Raw genomic sequence first — 24,111 nt, 5'->3', positions numbered from 1 at the left:
GCCGCACCCCGGTGAGGGATGCGGCGCCCGCCGTGCACAAGGGGTCCGGGACGGATCAGGCCGTCTCGGCGATGTCGGCCCAGCCCTCGATGTCGCGGGGGTCGCGACGGCCCGGGCCGGTGTAGCGCGCCGACGGGCGCACCAGGCGGCCCGTCCGCTTCTGCTCCAGGATGTGCGCCGACCAGCCGGCGGTACGGGCGCAGCTGAACATGGAGGTGAACATGTGCGCCGGGACCTCCGCGAAGTCCAGCATGATCGCGGCCCAGAACTCCACGTTGGTGGCCAGGACCCGGTCGGGGCGGCGGGCGTGCAGCTCCTCCAGGGCGGCCTTCTCCAGCGCGGCCGCCACCTCGTAGCGCGGGGCGTCGAGCTCCTTGGCGGTGCGGCGCAGCACGCGGGCGCGCGGGTCCTCGGCGCGGTAGACGCGGTGCCCGAAGCCCATGAGCCGCTCGCCCTTGTCGAGGGCCTTCTTCACGTACGCGACGGCGTCGCCGGTGCGCTCGATCTCCTCGATCATGCCGAGCACGCGCGACGGGGCGCCGCCGTGCAGCGGGCCCGACATGGCGCCGACCGCCCCGGACAGCGCCGCCGCGACGTCGGCGCCGGTGGAGGCGATGACGCGGGCGGTGAAGGTGGAGGCGTTCATGCCGTGCTCGGCGGCGGACGTCCAGTAGGCGTCGACGGCCTTGACGTGCTTGGGGTCCGGCTCGCCCCGCCACCGGATCATGAACCGCTCGACGACGGACTCGGCCTTGTCGATCTCGCTCTGCGGCACCATCGGCAGGCCCTGGCCGCGGGCGGACTGGGCGACGTACGACAGCGCCATGACCGCGGCCCGCGCCAGGTCGTCGCGCGCGGTCCGCTCGTCGATGTCCAGCAGCGGTTTCAGGCCCCACACGGGGGCGAGCATGGCGAGCGCGGACTGCACGTCGACGCGGATGTCACCCGAGTGCACGGGGATGGGGAAGGGCTCGGCGGCCGGCAGTCCCGGGTTGAACGCACCGTCGACCAGCAGGCCCCACACGTTCCCGAAGGAGACGTGTCCGACCAGGTCTTCGATGTCCACCCCCCGGTAGCGGAGCGACCCGCCCTCCTTGTCGGGCTCGGCGATCTCGGTCTCGAACGCGACGACCCCTTCGAGTCCGGGTACGAAATCGGACATCAGGCGGCTCCTCAGATAGTGCGAACACGCGCGGCTCCCGGCGTGATTCGCGGTCCGGCGCGGTCATCCCCGTTGATGCCCGGCACGGCCGAAGGTCATCCGTACGGGGGCCCTCGGACCGGCCCCAAGATTTTGTCCGCTCCGGATGCCCTGCGGAAGCGTGACATACGGCACACCGTCGGCCTGCGTCCTGCGGCAGGATGGCCGCGTGAGCGATCAGGACCTTGACCCCGCCGTCATGCGCAAGCAGTACCGTTCCGAGATCGTCCGGGAGGAGAGCCTCGCGGACGGGCCGATGGAACAGTTCGCCCGCTGGTTCCAGCAGGCGGCCGACGCGCACGTCTTCGAGCCCAACGCCATGGTCGTGGCCACCGCGACCCCCGACGGACGGCCCAGCACCCGCACGGTGCTGCTGAAGCGGTTCGACGAACGCGGCTTCGTCTTCTTCACGAACTACGGCTCCCGCAAGGGCGTCGAGCTCGCCGCGAACCCGTACGTCTCGCTGCTCTTCCCCTGGCACCCGATCGCCCGCCAGGTCGTCGTCACCGGCACCGCCTCCCGCATCGGCCGCGACGAGACCGCCGCGTACTTCCGTTCCCGACCGCACGGCTCCCAGCTGGGCGCCTGGGCGAGCGAGCAGTCCCGGGTGATCGGCTCCCGGGAGGAGCTGGACCGCCGGTACGCGGAGCTGGCCGAGCGCTACCCGGAGGGCGAGCAGGTTCCGGTGCCGCCGGAGTGGGGCGGGGTGCGGGTGGTGCCCGACGCGGTGGAGTTCTGGAACGGCCACGAGAACCGGCTGCACGACCGGCTGCGCTACGCCCTGGACGGCGACAAGTGGCGGATCGAGCGGCTCTGCCCGTAGGGCGGGACCCGGGAGGTCCCGGAGACGCGGAGGACCCGGGAGGCTCGGGCGACCGGGGGCCCGGGAACGCAGGCGACCCGCGGGCTCTGGTTCCTCTCCTGCAGTGAGAGGAGCCGGCCGGACGTACCGGCGAGCCCGCGGGTCGGGTGACTGCTTGGGATTGGCGCCTGGCGGCCACGCCGGGCACCGCACTGGGTGCGTTGCGACAACGGGCCGTTAGCCCGCAGCCACCTCACGCGTCCGGTTTCCGTACATTGCGGGAACCACCTCCCTTCTCGTGTACTCCAGAGCCTAAATCCGCTGCGCAGGGCGCTCAACTTATTTATCGGGTCCCGCCGGAACGGTCGCAACTCCCCTATCCGGCACCGGAGTTCCTTCCTACACTGGCCGTCCCGCAGCGGGGGAGGGGTGCCATGGGCGCAGGGTTGCTGCCACGCGACTACCGGGTCCGGCCCGCGCGGCTCGCGGGCGTCCACCTCGCGGTCGGGATCGGAACGCCCTGCGTGCTGCTGACCGTGCTGACCATGGAACACGTGGCTCCCGGCGTGAAACTGCTGATCGCCGCCCTGGTCCTCGCCCTGTTCGGTTGGCTCGTACGGGCCTCCCGGCGCTGCTCGACCACCATCGACCGGGACGGGATCCGGGTCCGCCGCCTCACCGGAACCCGCCGGCTGGCCTGGGCGGACGTCCAGGACATCCGGGCCGCGCCGAATCCGGGCGCCGCCATGGGGCGGAACCAGCCCCTGGTCCTCTCGTACGCCCACGACCGGACCGGTCGCCGGGTCCGGCTCGTCCACGTCGACGACGACCACGTCGACGTCACCCGCGAGATCGCCGTGATGCGGGCCGCCTGGCAGGAGCTCCGCGGCCCCGACTGGGCGGCCGACCCCGAGGTCCGGCGCAGGATCGAGCGCCGGGCCCTGCGCGAGGAGCGCGGCGAGGCGGCCGCGCTGCGGGGCTGGGGGGCCGCCGGCGCGCTCCTCGCGGCCGGGATGGTCTTCCTGGTCCTCACGGACTGAGGGCCCGTGGAGGGGCCCGCGGAGGGGCCCGTCGAAGGGCGTGTCGAAGCGCGTGGCGAAGGACATTCCGGGAGGAATGCGGGAACCGGGTGTGGCCTGCGTCACGTTCCAGTTGAATGATCCGACGTGCCGCACACGCGAACACCTGCAGGGGGTGCCAGGTGAGTGCTTCCGGTCGTGGTGAGTCCGCCGACGATCTGCTCGCAGCGCTGCTGGACGGGATGGACGCCGCCCTGTGCGCGTTCGACTCCGACGGCGTGCTCACCCACTGGAACCGGGAGGCGGAGCGGATCCTCGGCTGGTCCGCCGCCGAGGCCGTGGGCCGCAAGGGCTTCGCGGGCTGGGCCGCCCGCGCCGCCGACGCGGACGACGTCCGGGAGCGCCTCATGTCCGCCCAGGACCTGCCCGGGCGTCAGGTCCACGAGTTCGCGCTGCTGACCAAGGACGGCGGCCGGATCCTCGTGCGCACCCAGTCCGCCGGCGTCCCCGGCGCCGACGGGAAACCCGCCGGCGTGTACTGCGCCTTCAGCGAGGTCCACGCCCAGATCGACCTCGAACGCTCCATCGCGCTCAGCGAGGCCCTCATGGACGACGCCTCCTGGGGCGTCGTCCTCGTCGACGTCGACCTGCGCCCGGCCGTCGTCAACACCCACGCCGCCCGCGCCTTCGGGGCGGGCCGGGGCGCGCTCCTCGGCCGCCCCCTCGGGGACCTCCTGGTCCAGGGCGTCGAGGAACTGGAAGGCGCGCTCCAGCACGTACTGGCCGAAGGGGCGCCGCCGTCGCCCCTGGAACTGTGGGTCTCCGTACGGACCGCCGAAGGGGTCCGGCGCCGGTGCTGGCGCAGCGGCTTCCTGCGCCTGGCCTCACCGCTGGCGGAGGAACCCGTACCGCTCGGCGTCGGCTGGCTGTTCCAGGACGTCACCGAGGCCCGGCAGGCCGAGCTGGACACCGGGCAGCTCCGGTTCCGCTCCAACCAGCTGCACCGCGCCGGCCGGGCCGCCGCCGAGTGCGCCGACCCGGCCGAGGCCGCCGCCATCCGGCTCGACTTCGCCCTGGCCGGCTTCGCCGACCACGCCCTGGTCGACGTACTGGAAGGGGCGCCCGGGCCCGAGGCCCCCGAGCGGGGGCGACGGCTCGTCCGCTCGGCCGTGTCCCCGTCCGGCCTCGCCCTGCTGCTCCCGGGCCCGGGCGCCATCCCCGTCCGCTACGAGAGCTCCCACCCGGCGCTCCAGGCCCTGGACCGGATCGGCCCCGTCCGCGCCGGCGCCCCCGGCGGCGCGCAGGACGAGGACTGGGCCCGGGCCCGGCACTGGCCGGCCGGGGCGACGCACGCCCTGTGCGTGGTGCTGCGCAGCCGCGGCCGGACCCTGGGCGCGCTGACCTTCCTGCGCGGCTCCTCCCGCCCGGCCTTCGAGCGCGTGGACGCCCTGTACGCGGAGGAGGTCGCGGCCCGCGTCGCTGCCGACCTGGACCTGGCGTCGGGCGCCCCGGCGGCGCCCTGACGGCGCCGCGCCGTCCCCGGGGGCGTCCGCCGCAGGGGCGCCGCCCCTACCGCCGGTTCTCGCCGACCTGCGAGGGGGAGGGCAGGTTCCACACGTGTTCGGGGGTGACGATCTGCGTCACGGCCCGCCCGATCAGGGTGCTGAGCGAGCCGCCGCGGTCGATGTCGGAGTTGACCAGCACCACCAGGGTGACGCCGCTGCCCGGCAGCCCGGCGGCGATCGTCTCGTACCCGGGCAGCTCGCCGTTGTGCCCGAGCCAGCCGTCGACGCGGGCGATCCCCAGCCCGTACCCGACACCGGGAACCCCCACGGGTTCCGTCCGCAGCCGCTCGGCCTGCGTGGCCGGCTTCAACAGCCGCCCGTCCACCAGCGCCGGGACCCAGGCGCGCAGGTCCTCCAGGTCGGAGACGATCGCTCCGGCCGCCCACGCCCAGGACGGGTTCCAGTCGGTGGCCTCCACGACGGCGCCGTCGGGGCTGAACGTCGTGTACCCCTGGGGGTGGGGGTCCGGGAAGGCGCTGCCGGCCGGCAACGTGGTGGAGTCCAGCCCCAGCGGGGCGAAGACCCGCTCCTCCAGGTAGGCGGCCAGCGACTTCCCCGACACCTTCTCCACCAGCAGCCCCAGCAGCACCGTGTTGGTGTTGCTGTACTCCCACTTCGCGTTCGGGGCGAAGTTCGGCGGATGGGCGAAGGCGTACCCGAGCAACTGCCGCGGCGCGTACGCGCGGTGCGGGTCGGCGCGCAGCGCGTCGAGGAACGTCGGGTCGGAGGTGTAGTCGTAGAGCCCGCTGCGCATGGCCGCGAGTTGGCGCACGGTGACGCGCTCGCCGCCCGGGACCCCGTCGACGTACTGCGAGATCGGGTCGTCCAGGCCGACCAGGCCCCGGTCCACGAGTTGCAGCACCCCGGTGACGGTGAACGTCTTGGTCACGCTGCCGATCCGGGAGTACATGTCGGGCTTCAGGGGGGCGCCGTCCCTGCGGTCCGCGACCCCGAAGGACCTGACGTAGGCGCCGCGCCCCGGGACCCACAGGCCGACGCTCGCGCCCGGGATGCCGGCCTTCTCCATCACGGCGGCGATCGCGGTGTCGAGGCGGGCCACCGTCCCGGCGTCCAGGGCGCCCGCCGGATCCGACGGCGCGCGAGCGGGAACGGCCGCGGCGGCGTTGACCGCGGGCCCCTGCGGGGGCGCGGCGGGAGCCGTCCCGGCGCCGGTCAGGAGCAGCAGCAGCGCGGTGGCGCAGGCGGGCAGGGCCCGCCGCGCCGCGAACGTCGTACGGGTGAAGGACATGCCCGGCCACCTCAGCTCCCCGAGACCCCGAGCGCACGTGCTCCCCATGCTAGTGCGGTGACCGGAAGCGGCGCGTCCGGTCACGGTCGGCGGGGGCCGGCCGCGCGCCGCTGTCCGTCAGTGGCGGAAGAAGATGCGGTCGCCGTACTCCTGCATCACGCGGCCGTTCCACTCGTGGCCACCGTCCACGTTCCCCGAACGCAGCAGCGGCGGCTCGATGCCGCGCGCGACCAGTTCCCCGGCCGCCGCCGCCATCACCGCCTGCATGATCGCGCTGGTCACGACGGTGGACGCGGGGGCGAAGGGGGCGTCGATGCCGTCGAGGCTCAGTTCCGCGTCCCCGACCGCGATCTTGCTGTCGAGCACGATGTCGCAGTGGTCCTTGAGGAAGGTGCCCGAGACGTGCCGCGAGCGCGTCCCCGTCGCGTACGCCACGGAGGTCACGCCGATGACCTTGAGCCCGATCGCCCGGGCGTTCATCGCCATCTCGACCGGCAGCGCGTTGCGCCCGGACAGCGAGATGATCACCAGGACGTCTCCGTCGGAGGCCGGGCTGCTGTCGAGCACCGCCCCGGCGAGCCCGTCGACCCGCTCCAGCGCGCTGCCCAGGGTGGCGGGCATGACGTCGATGCCGGCGGTGCCGGGTACGGCGAGGAAGTTCATCAGGGCGAGTCCGCCGGCCCGGTAGACCACGTCCTGCGCGGGCAGCGAGGAGTGTCCCGCGCCGAAGGCGAAGAGCCGGTTCCCCGAGGCGACGGCCTCGGCGATGACGATCCCGGCCTCGTTGACGCGCGAGGCCTCCTCGTCGCGCACCCGCTCCAGCAGGCCGATGGCGGCGTCGAAGAACTGCCCGGCCAGCTTGCTCTCGCTCATACGCCGAAGGCCCTTCCAAGGTGGGGTGCGATGGGTACGTCCGTGTCCGCCGCTCACCGTGCGGTCTGGACCAAGCGCGTGTCAATACGAGCGTCAATCCCGGGGACGAAAGGCCCGCCGCGGGACTCACGAGATGTCCCGTACATGCCTTGACGCTCGGTGCGGGACGGTTGTCGGCCCGATGCGTCAGAATTGGGGGCAGGGCCAGCGCACGCAATCCGAGGGGCACGAATGTCCGGACTGATCGATACCACGGAGATGTATCTCCGCACCATCCTCGAGCTGGAAGAGGAAGGCGTGGTCCCCATGCGCGCCCGGATCGCCGAGAGGCTCGACCAGAGCGGCCCGACGGTCAGCCAGACGGTGGCGCGCATGGAGCGGGACGGCCTGGTGTCGGTGGCCAGCGACCGTCACCTGGAACTGACCGACGAGGGCCGCAAGCTCGCCACCCGCGTGATGCGCAAGCACCGCCTCGCGGAGTGCCTCCTCGTCGACGTCATCGGCCTGGAGTGGGAGCAGGTGCACGCCGAGGCCTGCCGCTGGGAGCACGTCATGAGTGAGGCGGTGGAGCGGCGCGTACTGGAGCTGCTGCGCCACCCGACCGAGTCCCCCTACGGGAACCCGATCCCGGGCCTGGAGGAACTGGGGGAGAAGGCCGAGGCCGATCCGTTCCTGGAGGACGGCATGGTCAGCCTGGCCGAGCTGGACCCGGGCAGCGAGGGCAAGACGGTGGTCGTCCGCCGGATCGGCGAGCCGATCCAGACGGACGCCCAGCTGATGTACACGCTGCGGCGGGCGGGCGTGCAGCCCGGCTCCGTGGTCAGCGTGACGGAATCCCCGGGCGGGGTGCTCGTCGGCAGTGGTGGCGAGGCCGCCGAGCTGGACGAGGAGACCGCCTCGCACGTGTTCGTGGCCAAGCGCTGACGATCCCTGCGGAGAGCGGGGGGAAGTGGGCGGTCCCGGCGCCTCGCGGCGCCGGGACCGATCCTCCCCTTGCTGACCTGGAGCCCCGAGCTCTCAAGGTCATCCCCTTCGGACCGTCTTCCCCGAGCGGCCCGCCTCCCTGTTGAAAGGATCTCCATCGGCAGCGGCGGCCAATCCTTGAGCAAGGTCACTCGAAAGAGCGGTGTTGTCGGCGAGACGCCCGTTTTCGAATGCGGGTTCGATAGTCTGGCCGGGATCGAAGGGGGTGCATCTGCGGTGGTACAGCGCATCGATGTGACGGGGGCCGACGGTGTCCGCCTGGCCGCCTGGGAATTCCGCGAACCGCCCGCGGAGCCCCTGCGTCCGGCGGTCCTGTTACTCCACGGCCTGATGGGCCGCGCCCTGCACTGGGCCGGTACCGCCCGTTGGCTCGGCGAGCGCCACCGCGTCGTCGCCCTGGACCAGCGCGGACACGGCCACAGCGCCCGCCCCGGGGCCGGCCGGTCCTTCTCCACCCCACTGGGCCGGGAGGCCTTCGTGGCCGACGCCGAAGCGGCCGTCGACCAGCTCGGCCTCGCCCCCGTGATCCTCGTCGGCCACTCCATGGGCGCCCTCACCGCCTGGCAGCTCGCCGCGCGCCGCCCCGAGCTCGTCCGGGCCCTGGTCATCTGCGACATGCGGGCCTCGGCCCTCGGCGAGGCCTCCCAGCAGGAATGGGAGGAATGGTTCCGCCGCTGGCCGCTGCCGTTCCCCACGCAGGACGCCGCCCGCCGCTGGTTCGGCGAGGACGATCCCCGCGTGGAGCGGCCCGACCCCGGCCGCGGCGCGTTCTTCGCCGAGGTCATGCACCGGGCGCCGGACGGCTGGCGCCCGCTGTTCTCCCGTCGCCAGATGCTGACCGCCCGCGAGACCTGGGTGCACGACGCCCACTGGGAGGAGCTGGCCCAGGTCCGCTGCCCCACCCTGGTCGTCCGCGGCCTGGACGGCGAACTGGGCCGCGCCGAGGCCCAGGAGATGGTCCGCGTCCTCCCGGCCGGCCAGTACGCCGAGATCCCGGACGCCGGCCACTACCTCCACTACGACCAGCCGGCCGCCTGGCGCGCGGCCGTCGAACCCTTCCTGGAGGGAGTCACCGCCGACGCCCCCTGAGGTGACGTCCCGGGCCGCCGTACGGCCCCGCCCGGGACGCTCCAGCGGGCCACGAGGGCGGCCGGGTTGACTTGAGGGGACTCCGGCCGGTGCCTGCCCGCCCTGACCGTGTGCACGGTGGCGGCCGGAGCGTCCCGCACCGCGGGCCGGCTGCCCGGCCCGCACCCCGCACGCCTCAGGAGGGCCCGTGACCGCCGACCCCGGCTTCTACTCGATCATCGACTACACCGTCGACGGGGCAGGGACCCAGGAGGAATTCGTGGAGGTCTTCGCCGGGATCCAGGACGAATGGGTGGCCTTCCACCCGGGGTACCGATCGGCGCGGTTCCACGTGAGCACGGACGGCACGCGCGTCTACAACATCGTCCACTGGGACAGCGAGGCGGACTACCGCAACTTCGTCGAGACCTCCGACACCGAGGGCCGGATGGCGGCCATCGGCAAGGCGGTGGAGCACTTCGCGGGCCGCGCCGAAGCGCGCATGACGGGCGCCCCCACCTACCGCGTGGTCCGCGAGGTCGGCCCCCGGGGGCGGAAGTAGGACGTCGGAGGCGCCGCGGCGCCGGACACACCGTGCCGACGCCGCACGCCGCTCCGCCCGTTCGCTACGACGTGCCGGGGAGCCAGCCGCGCTGGACGGCGCGGACGCCGAACTCGAAGCGACTGGCCGCCCCCAGGCGTTCCATCAGGCCGTTGGCCAGGCGCCGGGCCGTCCGCGGGGACACCGCGAGCCGTTTCGCGATGGCCTCGTCCGTCAGCCCCTGCGCCAGCAGCCGGATCACGGTGCTCTCCTGGGCGCTGAGCGCGCCCTCGTCCCGCTCCTGCGAGCCGCCGAGCGGCTGCGCGCCCGCCCACACGTTCTCGAAGAGCGCGCACAGCGCCGTCAGCGTGCCCTGCCCGGTGAGGATCACCGCGCCCGCCGCACTGTCCTCGCTGCTGATCGGGATGACCGCCGACGTACGGTCGAAGATCATGAGCCGGGTCGGCAGATCGGGAGCGGTCCGCACCTCGCCGCCGAGTTCGCTCAACCACGCCGCGTACGCCACCGTCGGCTGGCTGTTGCGCACGCTGTCCTGGAACAGCGACCGCATCCGCACCCCCCGCCCCAGCAGCGCCCGGTCGTTCGGCTTCGACGCCTCCAGGGTGTGCGCCTGGTGCCCGCCGCCCGGCGCGAAACTCATCAGCTCGGTCCGCAGCCCGTGCGCCAAGCCGCTGATGCGGGTCCGGATCTCGTCCAGCCCCACCAACTGCTCGACGCCCGGGCTCGTCGCCGCGCTCGGGCTGAGGTCCGCGAACTCGGCGATGAGCTGGGCGGCCGCCGCCCGCGAGGCCTCGATGCGCAGCTGTTGCGCGGCCAACTCGGTCTGCTGGCGGGCCATCAGGATTTCCATGCCCACCTCGGGCGTGACCGCGCGCAGCTCGCCGGCCCGCTCGTACGAAGGCCGGATGAGGGCCAGTTCGCTGAGCGTGTCGAGACTGCGCCGGACGTCGTCCTCGGGCACGCCGAGGCGATCGCCGAGGGCTTTCACCCCCTCGCGCGGAAAGGCGAGCATGGTGCGGTAGACGGCCTCGGCAGTCGAGTCGAGGCCAAGTGTGGCTAGCACAGCGGTTCCCCCCGTGTGTGCCCTATTGATCAAGTTCGCAGATCATCGCACGCAGTGATCGGCCGAAACCAGTCCGTGGACACTTCCGGCCAAGGACCGAACTGTCCACCTTCAATGCTTTGTTCGGGCCTCCACTTCCGGAAGGGTCGATCCCATGTTTCTGATCCACGCGGCCCTCCGCGCGCCCGCTCCGGGGGTGCAACTCCCGGCTTCCACAGCAGAGTTCATTCGCCACCTGCCCGGCGCCGAGGAGCTGGTCGAGCACGTTTCGGCGCACCCCGGCGCCCTGCCGGACCCGGTCGTGGGCCTGTACGTCCTCGCGGACGGCCTCGCCGAGGCGGAACGCCGCACGGAGGACCTCTGCCGGCGCGCCCTCGCCGAGGTGCGGGCCCTGCGCGGGTGGCGGGTGACCCGGGTCGGCGTCCCCCTCGTGGCGCCGTACTACGAGCAGCTCCTCCAGTCCTCCTCCGGCCGGCCTGGACGGATTGGGACAGGACCGTTTCCGTCCACCTGAAAGCCCTTCCACCCGTCCTGACCTGCGACGAAAGTAGTGATCGCCGGCAGGGAACACCACCCGGCCGGTAACACCGGAGGAAGCGTCACCGCGGGACGCCAGCCCGGAACACCCACTCGTTCCAGCTCGGGAAAAGGACACGCCATGCTGCGCACCACGATCGTCAAGGCCGCCGCGGTCACCTCGCTCGCCCTCGCCGCCCTCACCCCGGCCCTCGTCGGCCAGGCCCCCGACGCCACCACCCACGTCACCGCCACCACCGCCTGGGAGTAGCCCGGCCCGAGGCTCCACCGCCTCGCGGCAGCACGCGTCACCACCGCATTCCGCACCACCCCAGGGCTTCCCGTACGCCGCCCCGACCGCTGGTCCCGCAGGACAGCCGTCGCCCCGGCCCCGATGCGCCCGATCCCCTCCGGCCCGACCCAGGGCCCCCGCCCGCGGCCTCCCGCGGTGCCCCCAGGACTTCCCGACCCACCCCAGGAGCTTCGCCATGTCCCGATTCCTCACCATCGCCGTCCGCACCGCCTCCGTCTCCGCCCTGGCCGCAGCCGCCCTGGCCCTGACCGTGACCGTGGCCGGCCCGTCCGGCGCCGAACACACCCGCGTCACCACCGCCACCACCGCCTGGGAGACGGCTCCGGTGGGCAAGAACACCACCGCCTGGGAGACGGCCCCGGTGGGCAAGAACACCACCGCCTGGGAGACGGCCCCGGTGGGCAAGAACACCACCGCCTGGGAGTGATCGCCCCGAGCCCCGGCGCCCCGAACCTCCGCTCCACCCACCCGCGCCACCCGCGCCACCGCGCGTCCCGCCCGTCGCCCCGACAGCTGCGCCTGCAGGGCAGCCGTCCCCGCCACGGAGCCCCCGCGCCCCCGTGCCCCCCGCCCCGTGCCACCGCGCCTCCGACTCCCGACGCACGCGAAGGGCCGGCCCCCTCCCTCCCGGGAGTGGGACCGGCCCTCGCGGCGTGCGGACCGGGTCGGCCGTTGCCGGTCCCGGACGGGGCTCAGCCCTTGCTGACCGCCACCAGGATCTCGGGCAGCTTGCGCGACACCGCCGGGGCGGCCAGCCGCAGTCCCGCCCACGTGGCCAGGGCGCCCCAGGCGATGCCCAGCGGCAGCAGGATCCAGGTCAGGTCGTGGTGGTCGGCCACGTGCAGGAACACCGTCAGGGCGATCACCGGCGCGCAGATCACCACCGAGACGAGCAGCCCGAGCCCGATGCCCGCCCAGGCGAGCCCGCCCTGGCCCGGGGCGACGTTCTTGAAGGCGCCGTCCGACGGGATCGAGTACGCGAAGTGCGCCGAGGCCAGCGCGCCCGTGCACAGCATCGATCCGACGAGCGCCAAGGACACGCCCAGCCCGGCCGGGAAGGCCGGCCAGTCCCCGATCAGAGCGGCCGTGACGGCCGTGACGAGGACCGTGTACGGGACGATGACCAGTGCCAGCGCCCCGGCCCGGGCCCGGAGTTCGAGGTAGGCGTCGTGCGGCGTCGAGATGGTCTGGGCGACCATCCAGAACGCGGAGGTGTCCTGCCCGAACTGGTTGTACATCTGGACACCGAGCATGCCCGCGCCGAAGCAGGCCAGGTAGACGGAACCGGCGCCCTGGAGGGCGTTGACCACCGGGACGATCAGCCCGATCGCCAGCGCAGTCACCCAGGCCGACTTCGTCTTCGGGTCCCGCACGGCGTAGCGCAGCGTCCGCCGCATCGTGGCGCCCGTACGGTCGTCGGGCAGCAGCGAGCGGGTACGGCCCGCGCCGGGTTCCTTGCGGGGCTTCGAGGCCGCGAGGCTGGAGCCGTCCGGGGTGACCATGAGCCTGGTCAGGGTCCGCTCCCAGAACCACAGCAGGCCGGCCAGGGCGGCGACGCTGACCAGGAACTGTCCGACGGCCTCCAGGTAGGCGCCCTCGGCCGCGGAGTCGACCATGCCGACCGCCGACGCTGGCGGCAGCCACCGCACGACCGCCTCGACGGGCTCCAGCCGGGTCAGGCCGCCCGCCTCGAAAAGCCGCTGGCTGGCGAAGTTGGCGACCTGCGCCCCGACCGCGATCAGCAGGCCGCTCAGCAGCGCGAGGTCACGGCCCTTGCGGCTGGTCAGCAGCCGTACGTTGGCCGTCGCCACGGCCCGGGCGAGCGTCACGCAGCCGAGGACGAGCAGCGGGACGGCCACCACAGCGGCCGCCACCCCCGCCGCGCCGCGCGCCACCGCCACCACCGAGCCGACGGCCAGGCACAGCGTGAACAGCGGCCCGATGCCGACCAGCGAGGACGCCAGGAGCGCCCGTACGAGGGGTCGCGGGCGCAGCGGCAGCATCACGAGCCGGCTCGGGTCCAGGGTCTCGTCACCGGTGGGGAAGAACAGCGGCATGAACGCCCAGCCGAGCGCCAGGATCGCGGCCAACAGCACGACGACGGTCCCCGCGTGGGCGTGGCCGCGCAGCATCGCCAGGCCCAGCGTCACGAACCCGGCGACGACGAGGGCGAGGACCAGGCTGCTGATCCAGGCGGCCTTGCGCTTCGAGGAACCCTTCAGGCCGTTGCGCATCAGCGACAGCTTGAGGCGGACGAACAACGGTGTCAGTGACACGTCCGTGGCGGCCGTGGCGGCCGGCGCGACCCGTACGACCGGGGCGGTGCTCATCGGGCGCCGCCGAGCCAGTCGAGGGAGTCGCCCGCGGCCCGGTCCCGGGCGCCGACGAGCTCCAGGAACGCGGCCTGCAGCGACGGCGCGGACCCCCGTACGTCGGCCAGCGGGCCGGCGGCGCGGATCTGCCCGGCGGCCATGACGGCCACCCAGTCGCAGAGCGACTCGACGAGCTCCATCACGTGCGAGGAGAACACGACGGTGGCGCCGGAGGCGGTGTAGCGCTCCAGCACCCCCCGGATGGTCTGCGCCGACACCGGGTCGACGCCCTCGAACGGTTCGTCCAGGAAAAGGACTTCGGGGTTGTGGAGCAGCGCGGCCGCGAGGCCGATCTTCTTGCGCATGCCCGTCGAGTAGTCCACGACCAGCTTGTGCTGCGCGCCCGCGAGGTCCAGGACCTCCAGCAACTGCGTCGCCCGCTTGTCGGTCTCCTCGCCCGGGAGTCCCCGCAACCGGCCCATGTAGCCGAGGAGTTCGCGCCCGGAGAGCCGCTCGAAGAGCCGCAGTCCCTCCGGCAGGACCCCGATACGGGACTTCACCGCGACGGGGTCGGCCCACACGTCGTGCCCGACGATCCGCACCGTGCCCGCGTCGGGGCGCAGCAGCCCCGTCACCATCGACAGCGTCGTCGTCTTGCCCGCGCCGTTCGGGCCGACGAGACCGATGAACTGGCCGGCGGGCAGCTCCAGGTCGATCCCCGCGACGGCCACCTGCTCACCGAACCGCTTCCACAGTCCCTCCACGCGTACGGCGGCGGTCGGCGCGGTGCGCGCGCCGTCCACCCCGCCCGTACCGCCTGCCGCATAACCCTGGTCCGGCATGCGCCTGCCTCTCGTCCGTTCCCCGTGGTCGTACTTTCTTCACCATAGGAGCGGGTCGAGGGCGTGAGCAGTTACTTATGTCATGAACTTGGAGCCGTCCCGGGCCGGGACGCGCGGACCCTCAGGCGCCCCGACGGCCCCGGGCCGCGGCGGCCTCGCTGCCGCAGGCGTACGCGAGGGCGTCGATCAGTTCCTCGGTGTCGGGCAGCCACCGGTTCGCGGGGGTGGGCTTGCGGGCCCACTGCACCGGCCCCCTGCCGCCGAGACGGGTGGGCGGCGCGGCCACCCAGTCGCCCTCGCCGCGCGCCGCCAGGTCGATGGCGTGCGGCAGCCAGCCCAGCTTGCGCACCAGGTCCGCCATCTTCGCGCCGGCGCCCGGCAGTACGAAGAACAGCATGCGGTGGTCGGGGGTCAGGGTGACCGGCCCGAGGGTGCGCTGCATCCGCTCCAGGCGGGCCAGGGCGAGGAAGCCGGCGGAGTCCGGGACGTCCAGTACGTCGAAGGTCCGTCCGGTCGGCAACAGGATCGAGGCCGCGGGGTGCTTCGCCCAGATCCGCCGGACTCCCACCGCGCTGCCCGACGCCTGGGCCGCCCAGTCCTTCACCGCCGGGTGCGCGCCGGGCGCGGGGCAGTCCGTCGCTCCGCAGGAGCACAGTTCCCGGCCGTCGCCGTGCTCCAGCCAGGTGCCGGCGAAGACGTCCCAGTGCCGTTCCTCCACGTACCGCACGGCATGGTCGAGCAGCTGATCGCCACGCTGCTGGGGGATGGGCGCGGTCTCCGTGACTCCGATGGTCTCTTCCACGCTCATCACAACTCCCCGGGTCACGGCTGGTTACGGGCGTAAACCGGCCGGTGGACGGTGCATCGATCCTGCATACGGGGCGCATCGGTGCACGGGCGGGGGCGCGTAGGAGGCTGGGGCGCGGTCGCTGGGTAGCCACGAGCCGCGGAGGGGAAGATTCTCCGCACATCAGGCGGGAAGTGATCATTCCAACGATCACCCGCGGCTTCAGGGGGTTTTCATGGCAGCCAGGCCTCTCGTGGCCCGCCAGCCGAACGAACGGCTGCAGGCGCTCATCCAGGAAGCCGGGTGCTCGAACGCCGGGCTCGCCCGGCGCGTCAACATGTGCGGGGCCGAACACGGCCTCGACCTGCGCTACGACAAGACCTCCGTGGCCCGTTGGCTGCGCGGCCAGCAGCCGCGCGGCCGGGCTCCGGGCATCATCGCGGAGGCGTTGGGCCGCAAACTCGGCCGGACCGTCACCATCGACGAGATCGGCATGGCCAACGGCAAGAACCTCGCCTCCGGCGTCGGACTGCAGTTCTCCCCGACCGTCGTCGGCGCCATCGAGCAGGTCTGCGAGCTGTGGCGCAGCGACGTGGGACGCCGCGACTTCCTGTCGGGGTCGAGCGTGGCGGCGTCCGCGCTGGTGGAGCCGAGTCGCGACTGGCTGATCACCGGCGCCGACCCGCAGGTCGCCCGCAGCGGCGGGGCCCGGGTCGGGATGTCCGACGTGGAGGCGGTCAGGGCCACGACGCAGGCCCTGACCGAGCTCGACCACCGCTTCGGCAGCGGCCACGTACGGCCCGTGGTGGTGCACTACCTGAACTCGGTGGTGTCCGGGCTGATCGGTGGTTCCTACCGGGAGCCGGTCGGGCGGGCGCTGTTCGCGGCCGTGGCCCGGCTCACCGAACTCGCCGGGTACATGGCCGTGGACACCGGGCAGCCGGGTCTGGCGCAGCGCTACTACATCCAGGCGCTGCGGCTGGCGCAGGCGGCGGGCGACCGGGCGTACGGGGGTTACGTCCTCGCCGCGTCGATGAGCCACCTCGCCGCCGAGCTGGGCAACCCGCGGGAGATCGCCCAGCTGGCGCGGGCCGCGCAGGAGGGCACGCGGGGGCAGGTCACCCCGCGGGTGGAGGCCATGTTCTACGCCGCCGAGGCGCGCGGGCACGCGCTGCTGGGCGACGCCCGGTCGACGGCGGTGCTGTCCGGGCGGGCGATCACGGCGCTGGAGCGGGCGGAGCCGGAGTCGGGGGACGACCCGGTGTGGATCCGGCACTTCGAGCACGCGTACCTGGCGGACGAGCTGGCGCACTGCCACCGGGACCTCGGGCAGGCCGACGCGGCGGGCCGGCGCGCGGAGGAGGCGCTGCGGGCGCTGCCCGCGACGAAGGCCCGCCGGCGGGCGATCGGACTGTTGCTGCTGGCGGCCGCGCAGGTCCAGCAGCGGGAGGTCGAGCAGGCCTGCCGGACGGCGACGAAGGCGGTCGAGCTGCTGGAGACGCTGCGCTCGCGCCGGGGAGCGGAGTACCTGGATGACTTCCGGGTGCGGTTGGAGCCGTACCGGGAGGAAGCGGCCGTTCGGGAGTTCGCGGCGCGGCTGGAGGTTCAGCCGGCCTGACATGTCCGCGGAGGGACCGGGTAGCGTGACCCGACGGTTGCCGTAGTTGCGGGAGACGTCGGAGAAGGCAGAAGGAGTCCCGGTGACGCAGAGCGGACAAGGGGGCGTCCCCGAGCCCGGGACGTCGCGTCCGGCAGGCCCGGAGGCCACTCCGGGCTACCCGGAGCAGGCAGGTCCGGATCAGGCGTACCCGGAGCAGGGGTACGCGCAGTCGGCGTACCCGGGGCAGGCCTACGGGGGTCAGCAGTACCCGGAGCAGCAGCGGTACGCGGGGCCGGCGGACGCCGGGCAGCCCTACCCGGAGCAGCAGTACCCCGGTGAGCCGGCCCGGCCCGAGCAGCAGCAGGCGTACGCCGAGCAGGCGCCGCAGGCCGGGGAGCCGTGGGGGCCGCCCGCGTACGCCTACCCGCAGCCCGAGGGCTACGGCCCGGACGGCGCCGGGTACGGGCAGCCGGGCCGGCACGCGCCGCAGGAGTACCCGTCCCCGCCGTACGGGCAGCCGGCCTACGAGCCGCAGCCGCCGCAGCCCGGGCAGCCGGCGTACGACCAGCCGCCGCAGGGGCACGTCCTCGGCCCCGGCTTCGAGGGCCCGGGCAGCCCGCACGGCTACGGCTACCCGCCGCTGCCGGACGCGGTCACCCAGTACATCGCTCCGGTCCCGGCCCACCCGGGCGAGGACGCGACGCAGTTCATTCCTCCGGTCCCGGCCCAGGGTGGTGGCGACGCCGCGACGCAGTTCATCCCGCCCGTCCCCGCGCAGGGCGCCGACGACGCGACCCGGATGATCCCGCCCGTCCCCGCTCAGGGTGGCGGCGAGGACGCGACGCAGTTCATCCCGCCCGTCCCCGCGCAGGGCGCCGACGACGCGACCCAGATGATCCCGCCCGTGCCGCCGGGCCCCGCGCCCAACGCGGCCGAGGGCTTCGACGGGCTGTTCCGCGGTGACGCCGACACGGCGGGGCACACCCAGCAGCTGCCGCCCGTCCGGGAGCCGGTGGCCCGACCCGTGCCGCGCCGCGGGGCCGCTCCGCCCCCGGCCGCCGCGCAGCAGTTCGCCCCGGGCCGCCCCCACCCCGGGCAGCCGCCGCGGCAACAGCAGCAGCAGTACGCGCCCCCGCCGCCGCCCCCGCCGGCCCCGAACCGGATTCCGCCGGCGGTCATCGCCGCCGCGGTCGTCGGACTGGCCGTGGCCGGGCTCGGCGTCGGTGCGCTGCTCGGCGACGGCAAGGCCCAGAACAACGACCCGGGCGCGGTCGAGGCGCCCGCGTCGACCGGCGCGTCCGCCTCCGCGGCCGGCGAGGCACCGGTCGACCCCGCTCGTCCGCAGGCCGTCCAACTCGACAAGCTGCTCGCCGACAGCAACGACAGTCGCGCCGCGGTGATCAAGGCCGTCGAGGACATCAAGGTGTGCAAGAACCTCGACCAGGCGTCCCTGGACCTGCGCGACGCGGCCCGTCAGCGCGACGGACTCGTCACCCGGCTCCAGGAACTCAAGGTGGACAAGCTCCCGGACCACGCGAGGCTCACGGCTTCCCTCAACAAGGCCTGGAAGGCCTCGGCGGACGCCGACAACAGCTACGCGGACTGGGCCGACGACGTCGCCGAGGACGCGGGCGGTCGCGACAACAAGGGCGACAAGGGCGACAAGAACGAGAAGGGCTGCAAGGACGGCAAGGCCGCCTCCACCGACAACGCCGCCGACGGCAACCGCTCCAGCGGCGAGGCGACGAAATCCAAGGAGTCGGCGGCGGTCCTGTGGAACCGCATCGCCGCCAAGTACGGCCTCACCCAACGCGACAAGTCCCAGCTGTGACCCGTCGGGCCGTGTGGGAGCGACTGTTCGGCGGCTCGTCGACACGACAACCGGAGGATCCGGACGCGGCGGGGGCGGTGCCGAGCATGGCGACGATCACGGCACCGCTGCGCGCGAACATGGACCGGCTCGACGGGGACTTCAGCGATGAGAACATCCGCACGCTGGGCAACCCCGTCCCGATGCTGCTCCAGAACGGCGGGACGGAACTCCTTGAGCTGTGGCTGGAGCCCTTCGGGCAGGACTACTGGCTCTCTCCCGGCGAGACCGTCATCGTGACGTCGTACGGATCGTGGAGCGACCGGCCTTTCGAGACGTACTACGAGCCCGAGTGCGTCCAGGTCTGGGTCTGCTCCTGCTTCGCCACCGTCACCTTCCCCGACGGCACCGAGGTGCCGCCCGCGCACCGGCGTCCCGCGGGCAAGTACGGGAGCTGACCGGCTCCGCCGCCCGCGCGTCACGTCGAGCGGGGGGCGCTTTCGAGGGTCGGGGTCATGTCCTGGGACTGTTCGCCGGGTTGGGCGACGAGCCGGCCCGACTGGACGATCTGGAAGGTGACCCGGCCGTTGACCAGGCGGGGGAACCCGGCGACGGCCCGCATGTCCTGGTAGCGCCAGCTCAGGTCGGGGGTCAGGCCGCCGGTCGGGACGCTCTCGGACTGGTTCAGGGCCCGGGCCACCTTGCGCGCCGTGATCGCCTCGTCGCCGTCGAAGCGCTTCACGACCTCGTTCAGGACGGTGTACGCGATCCAGGTGGTCTGCGCCCCGCTGTCGTCGGGGTCCACGCTGTCGTCGCCGAAGGCCTGCTCGGAGATCACCTTGCGCATCGGCGCCCACAGCGGGTCCGTGGACACCGGGTACCAGCTGGTGAGGTACGCGCCCTCGAAGGGGCTCTCCTTGCCGCCGGTACGGTCCACCAGGGCCTGGCTGACGCTGCCCAGGACGGAGGAGATCTGCGGGTTGCGGTGCTGGCCGTCGATGCGGCGGAACGCGTCGAAGAAGGTCTCGGTGCGCTCGCCCAGGACCGCCGTCACGCACTGCTTGTTGTCCTTGGCCTCCTTCCCGTCCTTTCCGTCCTTTCCGTCCTTGGGGTCCTTCGTGGTCGGAGTGCCCGACGGCGCGGCCGACGGAGCCGGCGCGGCCGAGCCGTTCAGGGCTTCGCGGGCCTGCGGCGTGAGGTCGGCGGAGTCCTCGGCGGCCCGGATGTCGGAGGCCTCGGCCATCCTGTTGGCCTTCAGGCCGGCGTTGAGCAGCACCGGCATGGTGTCCCCGGCGAGGGTGTCGGGCCGGACCAGGGACACCTGCGCGCAAGCCTTGCCCAGCTGGTGCCCGGCGCCGGCCAGCAGGACCGGCTGGCCGCCGTTGACGGGGTAGGACAGGGTGCTCTGGAACTCCTCGGCGGAGACGCCGTAGCCGCCGATGAAGGGGATGCCCTCGGCCTCCAGCGGGGCCATGAAGGCGCGTCCGTGCTGGCTGTAGGAACCGACGACGGCCACGGCCTTCTCGGAGATCGCCTTGCGGGCGCAGTCGGCGGCGCCGGTCGGGGTGTTCTTCTCGTTGCAGGTCAGTACGCGCAGTTTGCGGCCGTTGATGCCGCTGTTGGCGTTGATCCAGCTCTCGTACGCCTTGGCCATGCCGGGCATTCCGGGCATGTTGGTGGCTTTGGTGTCCATCGGGGCGAAGGTCATGACCGTGATGGTGTCCCCGGATCCGCCCGAGCCCCCCGGAACCACTCCGCACGCGGTGGTGAGACACGCACCCATCGTCGCCGCAAGCAGGGTGCGGGAGAGGGGGGTTGAGCTTCGCCGACTGGTCATGTCCACCGACCATTCCGCTCCACGGGGAACTGAACGCTGAGGTGTACATAACATCCGGTGACGCCGAGGTGAATTGCCGGGTGCGGGCGCCTCAAGATCGCGTTCACGGTGAACGTACGATCGAAAGCGTGACATTCGCCCAAGGTTCGAAGAACTCTTCCCGCCGCGGCGGCCGCTCCTCCACCATGGGCGGCATGCCCCTCAACGACATGCCGTGGTGGCGCTGGCGCAGCAACGTGCGCTCGGCGCTGCACATGCTCTCCGACCCGCTGTTCCAGGAAGAGGTCTGGCTGGCCGGTGCCGCAGGGTACGGCGACGTCACCGACGCCGTGTACCGGCTCGTCGAGGACACCTGGCTCGACAGCTGGTCCGCCGACAAGTACGTCGGCACGATCTTCCGCGATGCCCAGGAGGCGGCCGCGGTCGACCTCGCCGTGCTGCGGGTGCTGCGGATCCTGCACCAGGTCGGACCGGACGCTCCCGTCTCCGCCTACCTCCAGCACCCCGCGTGGCCCGAGGCCGTACGGGCCGCCCGGCAGGCCCACGTACGGATGGCGTCGGCGGACGGGGAGGATCCGGACGCCCGGCCCAGCTCCGTGGAAGTTCTGAGGAGCCTCACCCGCGCGGTGTGAAAGGCTATGCGGTCATGAGCGATCCGCAGCCCGAGGCGCAGCCCCAGTACGTCCTGACCGTGTCCTGCCCCGACAAGCAGGGCATCGTCCACGCCGTGTCGAGTTACCTCTTCATGACCGGCTGCAACATCGTGGACAGCCAGCAGTTCGGCGACCGGGAGACCGGCCTCTTCTTCATGCGGGTGCACTTCGAGTCCGAGCCGGGGCTGACGGTCGACAAGCTGCGCGCGAGCTTCGCCGCGATCGGCGAGTCCTTCCGGATGGAGTGGCAGATCCACCGCTCCGACGAGCGCATGAAGATCGTGCTGATGGTTTCGAAGTTCGGCCACTGCCTGAACGACCTGCTGTTCCGGTCGAGCATCGGCGCGCTCCCGGTGGAGATCGCCGCGGTCGTCTCGAACCACACCGACTTCGCGGAGCTCGTCGGCTCGTACGACGTGCCGTTCGTCCACATCCCGGTGACCAAGGACACGAAGGCTGCCGCCGAGGCGCGGCTGCTGGAGCTCGTCCGGGAGAAGGAAGTCGAGCTGGTCGTCCTCGCCCGCTACATGCAGGTGCTGTCGGACACCCTCTGCAAGGAACTGAGCGGGCGGATCATCAACATCCACCACTCGTTCCTGCCGAGCTTCAAGGGCGCCAAGCCGTACCACCAGGCGCACGTGCGCGGTGTGAAGCTGATCGGTGCGACCGCCCACTACGTGACGGCCGACCTCGACGAGGGCCCGATCATCGAGCAGGAGGTCGAGCGCGTCGGCCACGAGGTGACCCCCGACCAGCTCGTCGCCATCGGCCGCGACGTCGAGTGCCAGGCGCTGGCCCGCGCCGTGAAGTGGCACAGCGAACACCGGGTGCTGCTGAACGGCTCGCGCACGGTCGTCTTCGCCTGAGCTGAGCCTGAGCCCGAGCCCGAGCCGGGCCCGAGCCCGAGCCGCAACGACGCGTGACGTATGACGCGCCACGTATGACGCGCTACACCCCGCCCCCGGCCGGCCCGGCCGGGGGCGCCGCCGCGCCTACAGGCGGCTGAGCGAAGCGGCGGCGAACAGCACGTCGCGGATGGCCTCGCGGTCGCCGGTCTGGCCCGCCGCGGCCTCCTCCGGCGAGATGTGACCGGCGGCGAGCCGGCAGAACTCCAGGCCGTCCAACGCCACCTCGGCCACGGTGTGCTCCCGCGAGGGCTTCGCCGCCGGCGAGTCCAGGGCGATGTCCCAGCCACCGCCGCCCGCACCCTCGATCTCCAGGTGCAGGGTCCGCCCCGGCGCTCCCGCCGCGACCAGTCCGCGCGCCGGGGCCGCCAACCCCGATCGGCGCCGCCCCGCCAGCGCGCCCGGCAGCAGCCGCGCCGCGAGGTCGATCATCCGGTGCAGGTCCGGGCCCGACGGGGGCTCGTACGGATAGTCCACCGCCTCCGCGATGTCCCAGGCGTGCACCCAGCACTCGAAGGCCCGCTCCAGGAACGCGTCCCCCAACGGCAGGGCGAACCCGCCGTAGTCCACGCCCAGTTCGGCCACGCCCCGACCCGCGAAGGACACCGTACGAACCAGGGTGTGCCCCTGCTCCCGCCACGGCTCGCGGACCTGGCGGGTGGTCGGGTACGGGGAGGAGCTCCAGAAGTGCTCGGTACGGCGCGTGGGGTCGCCCGGCGGCGCCTGCGGCCCCAGTGGATCGTCGAGGCCGAGCGCGGTCGCGACGAGCCCGTCCACCGTCAGCAGGTGACCGATCACACCCGCCACCGTGGTGCGGCGGGAGCGGCGCTGCTCCTCCTCGAACCACTTCAGCCGCACCGGGGTGTGCCACTCGGAATCGCCGAAGTCCCGCAGCAGCGCGTCGAGCCGCGCCGTCTCGGTGTCGTACGGGTTCGCCCACACCGGCACCGGGATCCGCGCCGGGCGCTTGCCCAGGCAGTCCTCCAGCACCCGCGAGCGCAGCAGCGGCTTGAGGTCCAGGCTCTCCTCGGGGTGCAGCAGCCCGACCGCGTCCCGCAGCCGCAGCGCCTCCTCGGCACAGGGCGCGCACTCCGTGAGGTGGTCCTCCACGGCCTGCGTCTCCTCGGCGGAACACGCGGCGAGCGCCCACGCCCCGAGCAGGGACTTCAGCACGCCGTGCGAGGGCGGCGCCGGGACGGGAACGGGCGGGGCGCCGTCCGCGGGCGACGGCAGCGGGTGCGGCGGACGGAGGTCGTCACCCGCCGCCCGCGGACCGGGTATCCGCGCCGAACCGCCCGCCGGGCGCTCGTACGCGTCGTCGGGGGTCTCTTCGGAGGGGCCGGTCATCGGGGCGTTCCGTATTCGCGTGGGCCGTATCCGGGCGGGGCGGGGTCCTCGCGGGGGAGGACGTTGGCGGTCGACAGCAGCTGGAGGCCCAGGCGCAGCCGACGCCGCGCCTCGTCCTCGCTGATCTGCAGGTCGGCGGCGGCCTGCCGGTAGTCGCGGCGCTTGAAGTAGGCCAGCTCCAGGGCGGCCCGCAGTGGGGCGGGCATGGACGTGACGATGTAGTCGGCGCGGGCCGCCGCGTTGGCGCTGCGTACCTTCTGCTCCAGCTCCTCCCGCGAACCGCGGCCCAGTTCGGCCTGGCGCAATCGGGCCACCGCCTGGCCCTGGGTGATCCGGGCGACCCAGGACCGCATGGAGCCCTGCTTCGGGTCGTAGGCGTCCGGGTTCTCCCAGATGTACCCGAAGACCTCGCGGGTGATCCGGTCGGCCGCCTTCTCGTCGCCCAGCACCCGGTGCGCCAGGCTGTGCACGAGCGAGGCGAACCGGTCGTACAGCTCGCCGAGCGCCGCCGCCTCACCGCGGGCGAGGCGCTGCTGCATGCGTCGGTCCCAGCGCGGTGGAACGTCCTTCGCCATGGTGCCCCCTGCCGTGTGTCGACCCGTCGAATGTAGTCCGCACCTGACGGAACGCGCCTGTTTTGGCGGAAGCTCGCCCTGGAAGGGTGGGCCCCGTGCTACGCCCGTGGCGGTGACGGCGTGACACCTACCCCGCGATGGCACACGCATACGCGCCCCGTCGCGCTCCCCGTGCGCGGGTTCGATGCGGCCACCTGCTTGACCGCTTCGCTTAACGCTCGGGCCACT

24 protein-coding genes are annotated in these 24,111 nt (G+C 73.1%); 14 read left to right on the top strand and 10 right to left on the bottom strand.

The window, feature by feature from the left end; all coding sequences use genetic code 11:
- Positions 1-55 precede the first annotated feature (55 nt).
- A complete protein-coding gene (locus ACFY0I_RS16880; protein ID WP_388895775.1) occupies positions 56-1,162 on the bottom strand; it encodes a citrate synthase 2 in 1,107 nt (368 codons plus the stop codon).
- A gap of 238 nt (positions 1,163-1,400) precedes the next feature.
- Here ACFY0I_RS16880 and pdxH point away from each other — a divergent pair, with 238 nt between their 5' ends.
- The 3 genes from pdxH to ACFY0I_RS16865 all read left to right on the top strand — a co-directional run bounded on the left by pdxH (position 1,401) and on the right by ACFY0I_RS16865 (position 4,545).
- On the top strand, positions 1,401-2,024 hold the full coding sequence (gene pdxH, locus ACFY0I_RS16875) for a pyridoxamine 5'-phosphate oxidase (protein WP_388896231.1): 624 nt from the start codon (positions 1,401-1,403) through the stop codon (positions 2,022-2,024).
- Between the two features lie 413 nt (positions 2,025-2,437).
- Positions 2,438-3,043 carry a PH domain-containing protein gene (locus tag ACFY0I_RS16870; protein ID WP_388895772.1) on the top strand — a complete coding sequence of 202 codons (606 nt, stop codon included), beginning with the start codon at positions 2,438-2,440 and terminating at the stop codon, positions 3,041-3,043.
- A 221-nt stretch (positions 3,044-3,264) separates the two neighbouring features.
- Positions 3,265-4,545 carry a PAS domain-containing protein gene (locus ACFY0I_RS16865; RefSeq protein ID WP_388896228.1) on the top strand — a complete coding sequence of 427 codons (1,281 nt, stop codon included), beginning with the start codon at positions 3,265-3,267 and terminating at the stop codon, positions 4,543-4,545.
- A 46-nt stretch (positions 4,546-4,591) separates the two neighbouring features.
- On the opposite strand, the gene ACFY0I_RS16860 is transcribed toward ACFY0I_RS16865, so the two are convergent.
- Together ACFY0I_RS16860 and ACFY0I_RS16855 are read right to left on the bottom strand one after the other, a co-directional pair.
- Positions 4,592-5,836 (bottom strand): serine hydrolase domain-containing protein, encoded by a 1,245-nt coding sequence (locus ACFY0I_RS16860; protein ID WP_388895769.1) that lies wholly within the window; start codon positions 5,834-5,836, stop codon positions 4,592-4,594.
- A gap of 117 nt (positions 5,837-5,953) precedes the next feature.
- Positions 5,954-6,709, bottom strand: a complete 756-nt coding sequence (locus ACFY0I_RS16855; protein ID WP_388895767.1) for an SIS domain-containing protein — start codon at positions 6,707-6,709, stop codon at positions 5,954-5,956.
- 231 nt (positions 6,710-6,940) lie between these two features.
- On the opposite strand from ACFY0I_RS16855, the gene ACFY0I_RS16850 reads away from it, so the two are divergent.
- From ACFY0I_RS16850 to ACFY0I_RS16840, 3 genes are all read left to right on the top strand, one after another.
- Complete coding sequence (locus tag ACFY0I_RS16850; RefSeq protein ID WP_388895764.1) at positions 6,941-7,633, top strand: metal-dependent transcriptional regulator; 693 nt, start codon at positions 6,941-6,943, stop codon at positions 7,631-7,633.
- 276 nt (positions 7,634-7,909) lie between these two features.
- Entirely contained in the window at positions 7,910-8,782 is an 873-nt protein-coding gene (locus tag ACFY0I_RS16845; RefSeq protein WP_388895761.1) for an alpha/beta fold hydrolase, read from the top strand.
- 187 nt (positions 8,783-8,969) lie between these two features.
- Entirely contained in the window at positions 8,970-9,323 is a 354-nt protein-coding gene (locus ACFY0I_RS16840) for an antibiotic biosynthesis monooxygenase family protein (RefSeq protein WP_388895758.1), read from the top strand.
- Positions 9,324-9,387: 64 nt separating this feature from the next.
- Here the strand turns inward: ACFY0I_RS16840 and ACFY0I_RS16835 are convergent, their stop codons facing one another.
- Positions 9,388-10,386 (bottom strand): LuxR C-terminal-related transcriptional regulator, encoded by a 999-nt coding sequence (locus ACFY0I_RS16835; RefSeq protein ID WP_388895755.1) that lies wholly within the window; start codon positions 10,384-10,386, stop codon positions 9,388-9,390.
- 154 nt (positions 10,387-10,540) lie between these two features.
- Here ACFY0I_RS16835 and ACFY0I_RS16830 point away from each other — a divergent pair, with 154 nt between their 5' ends.
- The 3 genes from ACFY0I_RS16830 to ACFY0I_RS16820 all read left to right on the top strand — a co-directional run bounded on the left by ACFY0I_RS16830 (position 10,541) and on the right by ACFY0I_RS16820 (position 11,642).
- Entirely contained in the window at positions 10,541-10,900 is a 360-nt protein-coding gene (locus ACFY0I_RS16830; protein ID WP_388895753.1) for a hypothetical protein, read from the top strand.
- A 144-nt stretch (positions 10,901-11,044) separates the two neighbouring features.
- Positions 11,045-11,173 carry a hypothetical protein gene (locus ACFY0I_RS16825; RefSeq protein WP_383993804.1) on the top strand — a complete coding sequence of 43 codons (129 nt, stop codon included), beginning with the start codon at positions 11,045-11,047 and terminating at the stop codon, positions 11,171-11,173.
- A 217-nt stretch (positions 11,174-11,390) separates the two neighbouring features.
- Positions 11,391-11,642, top strand: a complete 252-nt coding sequence (locus tag ACFY0I_RS16820) for a hypothetical protein (RefSeq protein ID WP_388895750.1) — start codon at positions 11,391-11,393, stop codon at positions 11,640-11,642.
- A gap of 265 nt (positions 11,643-11,907) precedes the next feature.
- Here the strand turns inward: ACFY0I_RS16820 and ACFY0I_RS16815 are convergent, their stop codons facing one another.
- The 3 genes from ACFY0I_RS16815 to ACFY0I_RS16805 all read right to left on the bottom strand — a co-directional run bounded on the left by ACFY0I_RS16815 (position 11,908) and on the right by ACFY0I_RS16805 (position 15,177).
- Positions 11,908-13,545 (bottom strand): transporter, encoded by a 1,638-nt coding sequence (locus tag ACFY0I_RS16815; protein ID WP_388895747.1) that lies wholly within the window; start codon positions 13,543-13,545, stop codon positions 11,908-11,910.
- Positions 13,542-14,369 (bottom strand): ABC transporter ATP-binding protein, encoded by an 828-nt coding sequence (locus ACFY0I_RS16810; RefSeq protein ID WP_388895745.1) that lies wholly within the window; start codon positions 14,367-14,369, stop codon positions 13,542-13,544. The genes ACFY0I_RS16815 and ACFY0I_RS16810 overlap by 4 nt, the downstream gene beginning before the upstream one ends.
- A 121-nt stretch (positions 14,370-14,490) precedes the next feature.
- The gene (locus ACFY0I_RS16805) at positions 14,491-15,177 is read right to left on the bottom strand and encodes a bifunctional DNA primase/polymerase (protein ID WP_388895742.1); all 687 of its coding nucleotides are present in this window, start codon (positions 15,175-15,177) and stop codon (positions 14,491-14,493) included.
- A gap of 214 nt (positions 15,178-15,391) precedes the next feature.
- Between ACFY0I_RS16805 and ACFY0I_RS16800 the strand changes: the two genes are divergently transcribed.
- The 3 genes from ACFY0I_RS16800 (at position 15,392) to ACFY0I_RS16790 (ending at position 19,024) form a co-directional block, all read left to right on the top strand.
- A complete protein-coding gene (locus ACFY0I_RS16800; RefSeq protein WP_388895739.1) occupies positions 15,392-16,774 on the top strand; it encodes a transcriptional regulator in 1,383 nt (460 codons plus the stop codon).
- 82 nt (positions 16,775-16,856) lie between these two features.
- The gene (locus ACFY0I_RS16795; protein ID WP_388895737.1) at positions 16,857-18,587 is read left to right on the top strand and encodes a hypothetical protein; all 1,731 of its coding nucleotides are present in this window, start codon (positions 16,857-16,859) and stop codon (positions 18,585-18,587) included.
- An 86-nt stretch (positions 18,588-18,673) separates the two neighbouring features.
- The gene (locus ACFY0I_RS16790) at positions 18,674-19,024 is read left to right on the top strand and encodes a hypothetical protein (protein WP_388895734.1); all 351 of its coding nucleotides are present in this window, start codon (positions 18,674-18,676) and stop codon (positions 19,022-19,024) included.
- Between the two features lie 20 nt (positions 19,025-19,044).
- Here ACFY0I_RS16790 and ACFY0I_RS16785 read toward each other — a convergent pair whose 3' ends face one another.
- Entirely contained in the window at positions 19,045-20,403 is a 1,359-nt protein-coding gene (locus tag ACFY0I_RS16785) for an ABC transporter substrate-binding protein (RefSeq protein WP_388895732.1), read from the bottom strand.
- A 185-nt stretch (positions 20,404-20,588) separates the two neighbouring features.
- On the opposite strand from ACFY0I_RS16785, the gene ACFY0I_RS16780 reads away from it, so the two are divergent.
- Both ACFY0I_RS16780 and purU read left to right on the top strand, forming a co-directional pair.
- Complete coding sequence (locus ACFY0I_RS16780) at positions 20,589-21,035, top strand: hypothetical protein (RefSeq protein ID WP_388896226.1); 447 nt, start codon at positions 20,589-20,591, stop codon at positions 21,033-21,035.
- 14 nt (positions 21,036-21,049) lie between these two features.
- The gene (gene purU, locus ACFY0I_RS16775; RefSeq protein WP_388895729.1) at positions 21,050-21,922 is read left to right on the top strand and encodes a formyltetrahydrofolate deformylase; all 873 of its coding nucleotides are present in this window, start codon (positions 21,050-21,052) and stop codon (positions 21,920-21,922) included.
- Between the two features lie 126 nt (positions 21,923-22,048).
- Here purU and ACFY0I_RS16770 read toward each other — a convergent pair whose 3' ends face one another.
- Both ACFY0I_RS16770 and ACFY0I_RS16765 read right to left on the bottom strand, forming a co-directional pair.
- Complete coding sequence (locus ACFY0I_RS16770) at positions 22,049-23,308, bottom strand: maleylpyruvate isomerase N-terminal domain-containing protein (RefSeq protein ID WP_388895726.1); 1,260 nt, start codon at positions 23,306-23,308, stop codon at positions 22,049-22,051.
- Positions 23,305-23,883, bottom strand: a complete 579-nt coding sequence (locus ACFY0I_RS16765; protein ID WP_388895724.1) for a sigma-70 family RNA polymerase sigma factor — start codon at positions 23,881-23,883, stop codon at positions 23,305-23,307. The genes ACFY0I_RS16770 and ACFY0I_RS16765 overlap by 4 nt, the downstream gene beginning before the upstream one ends.
- Positions 23,884-24,111: the final 228 nt, after the last annotated feature.

This window comes from Streptomyces sp. NPDC001568, assembly GCF_042893755.1.
Taxonomy (GTDB): domain Bacteria; phylum Actinomycetota; class Actinomycetes; order Streptomycetales; family Streptomycetaceae; genus Streptomyces.
Note: the sequence above shows the minus strand (reverse complement) of the source record. Positions and strands in the feature narration are given on the sequence as shown.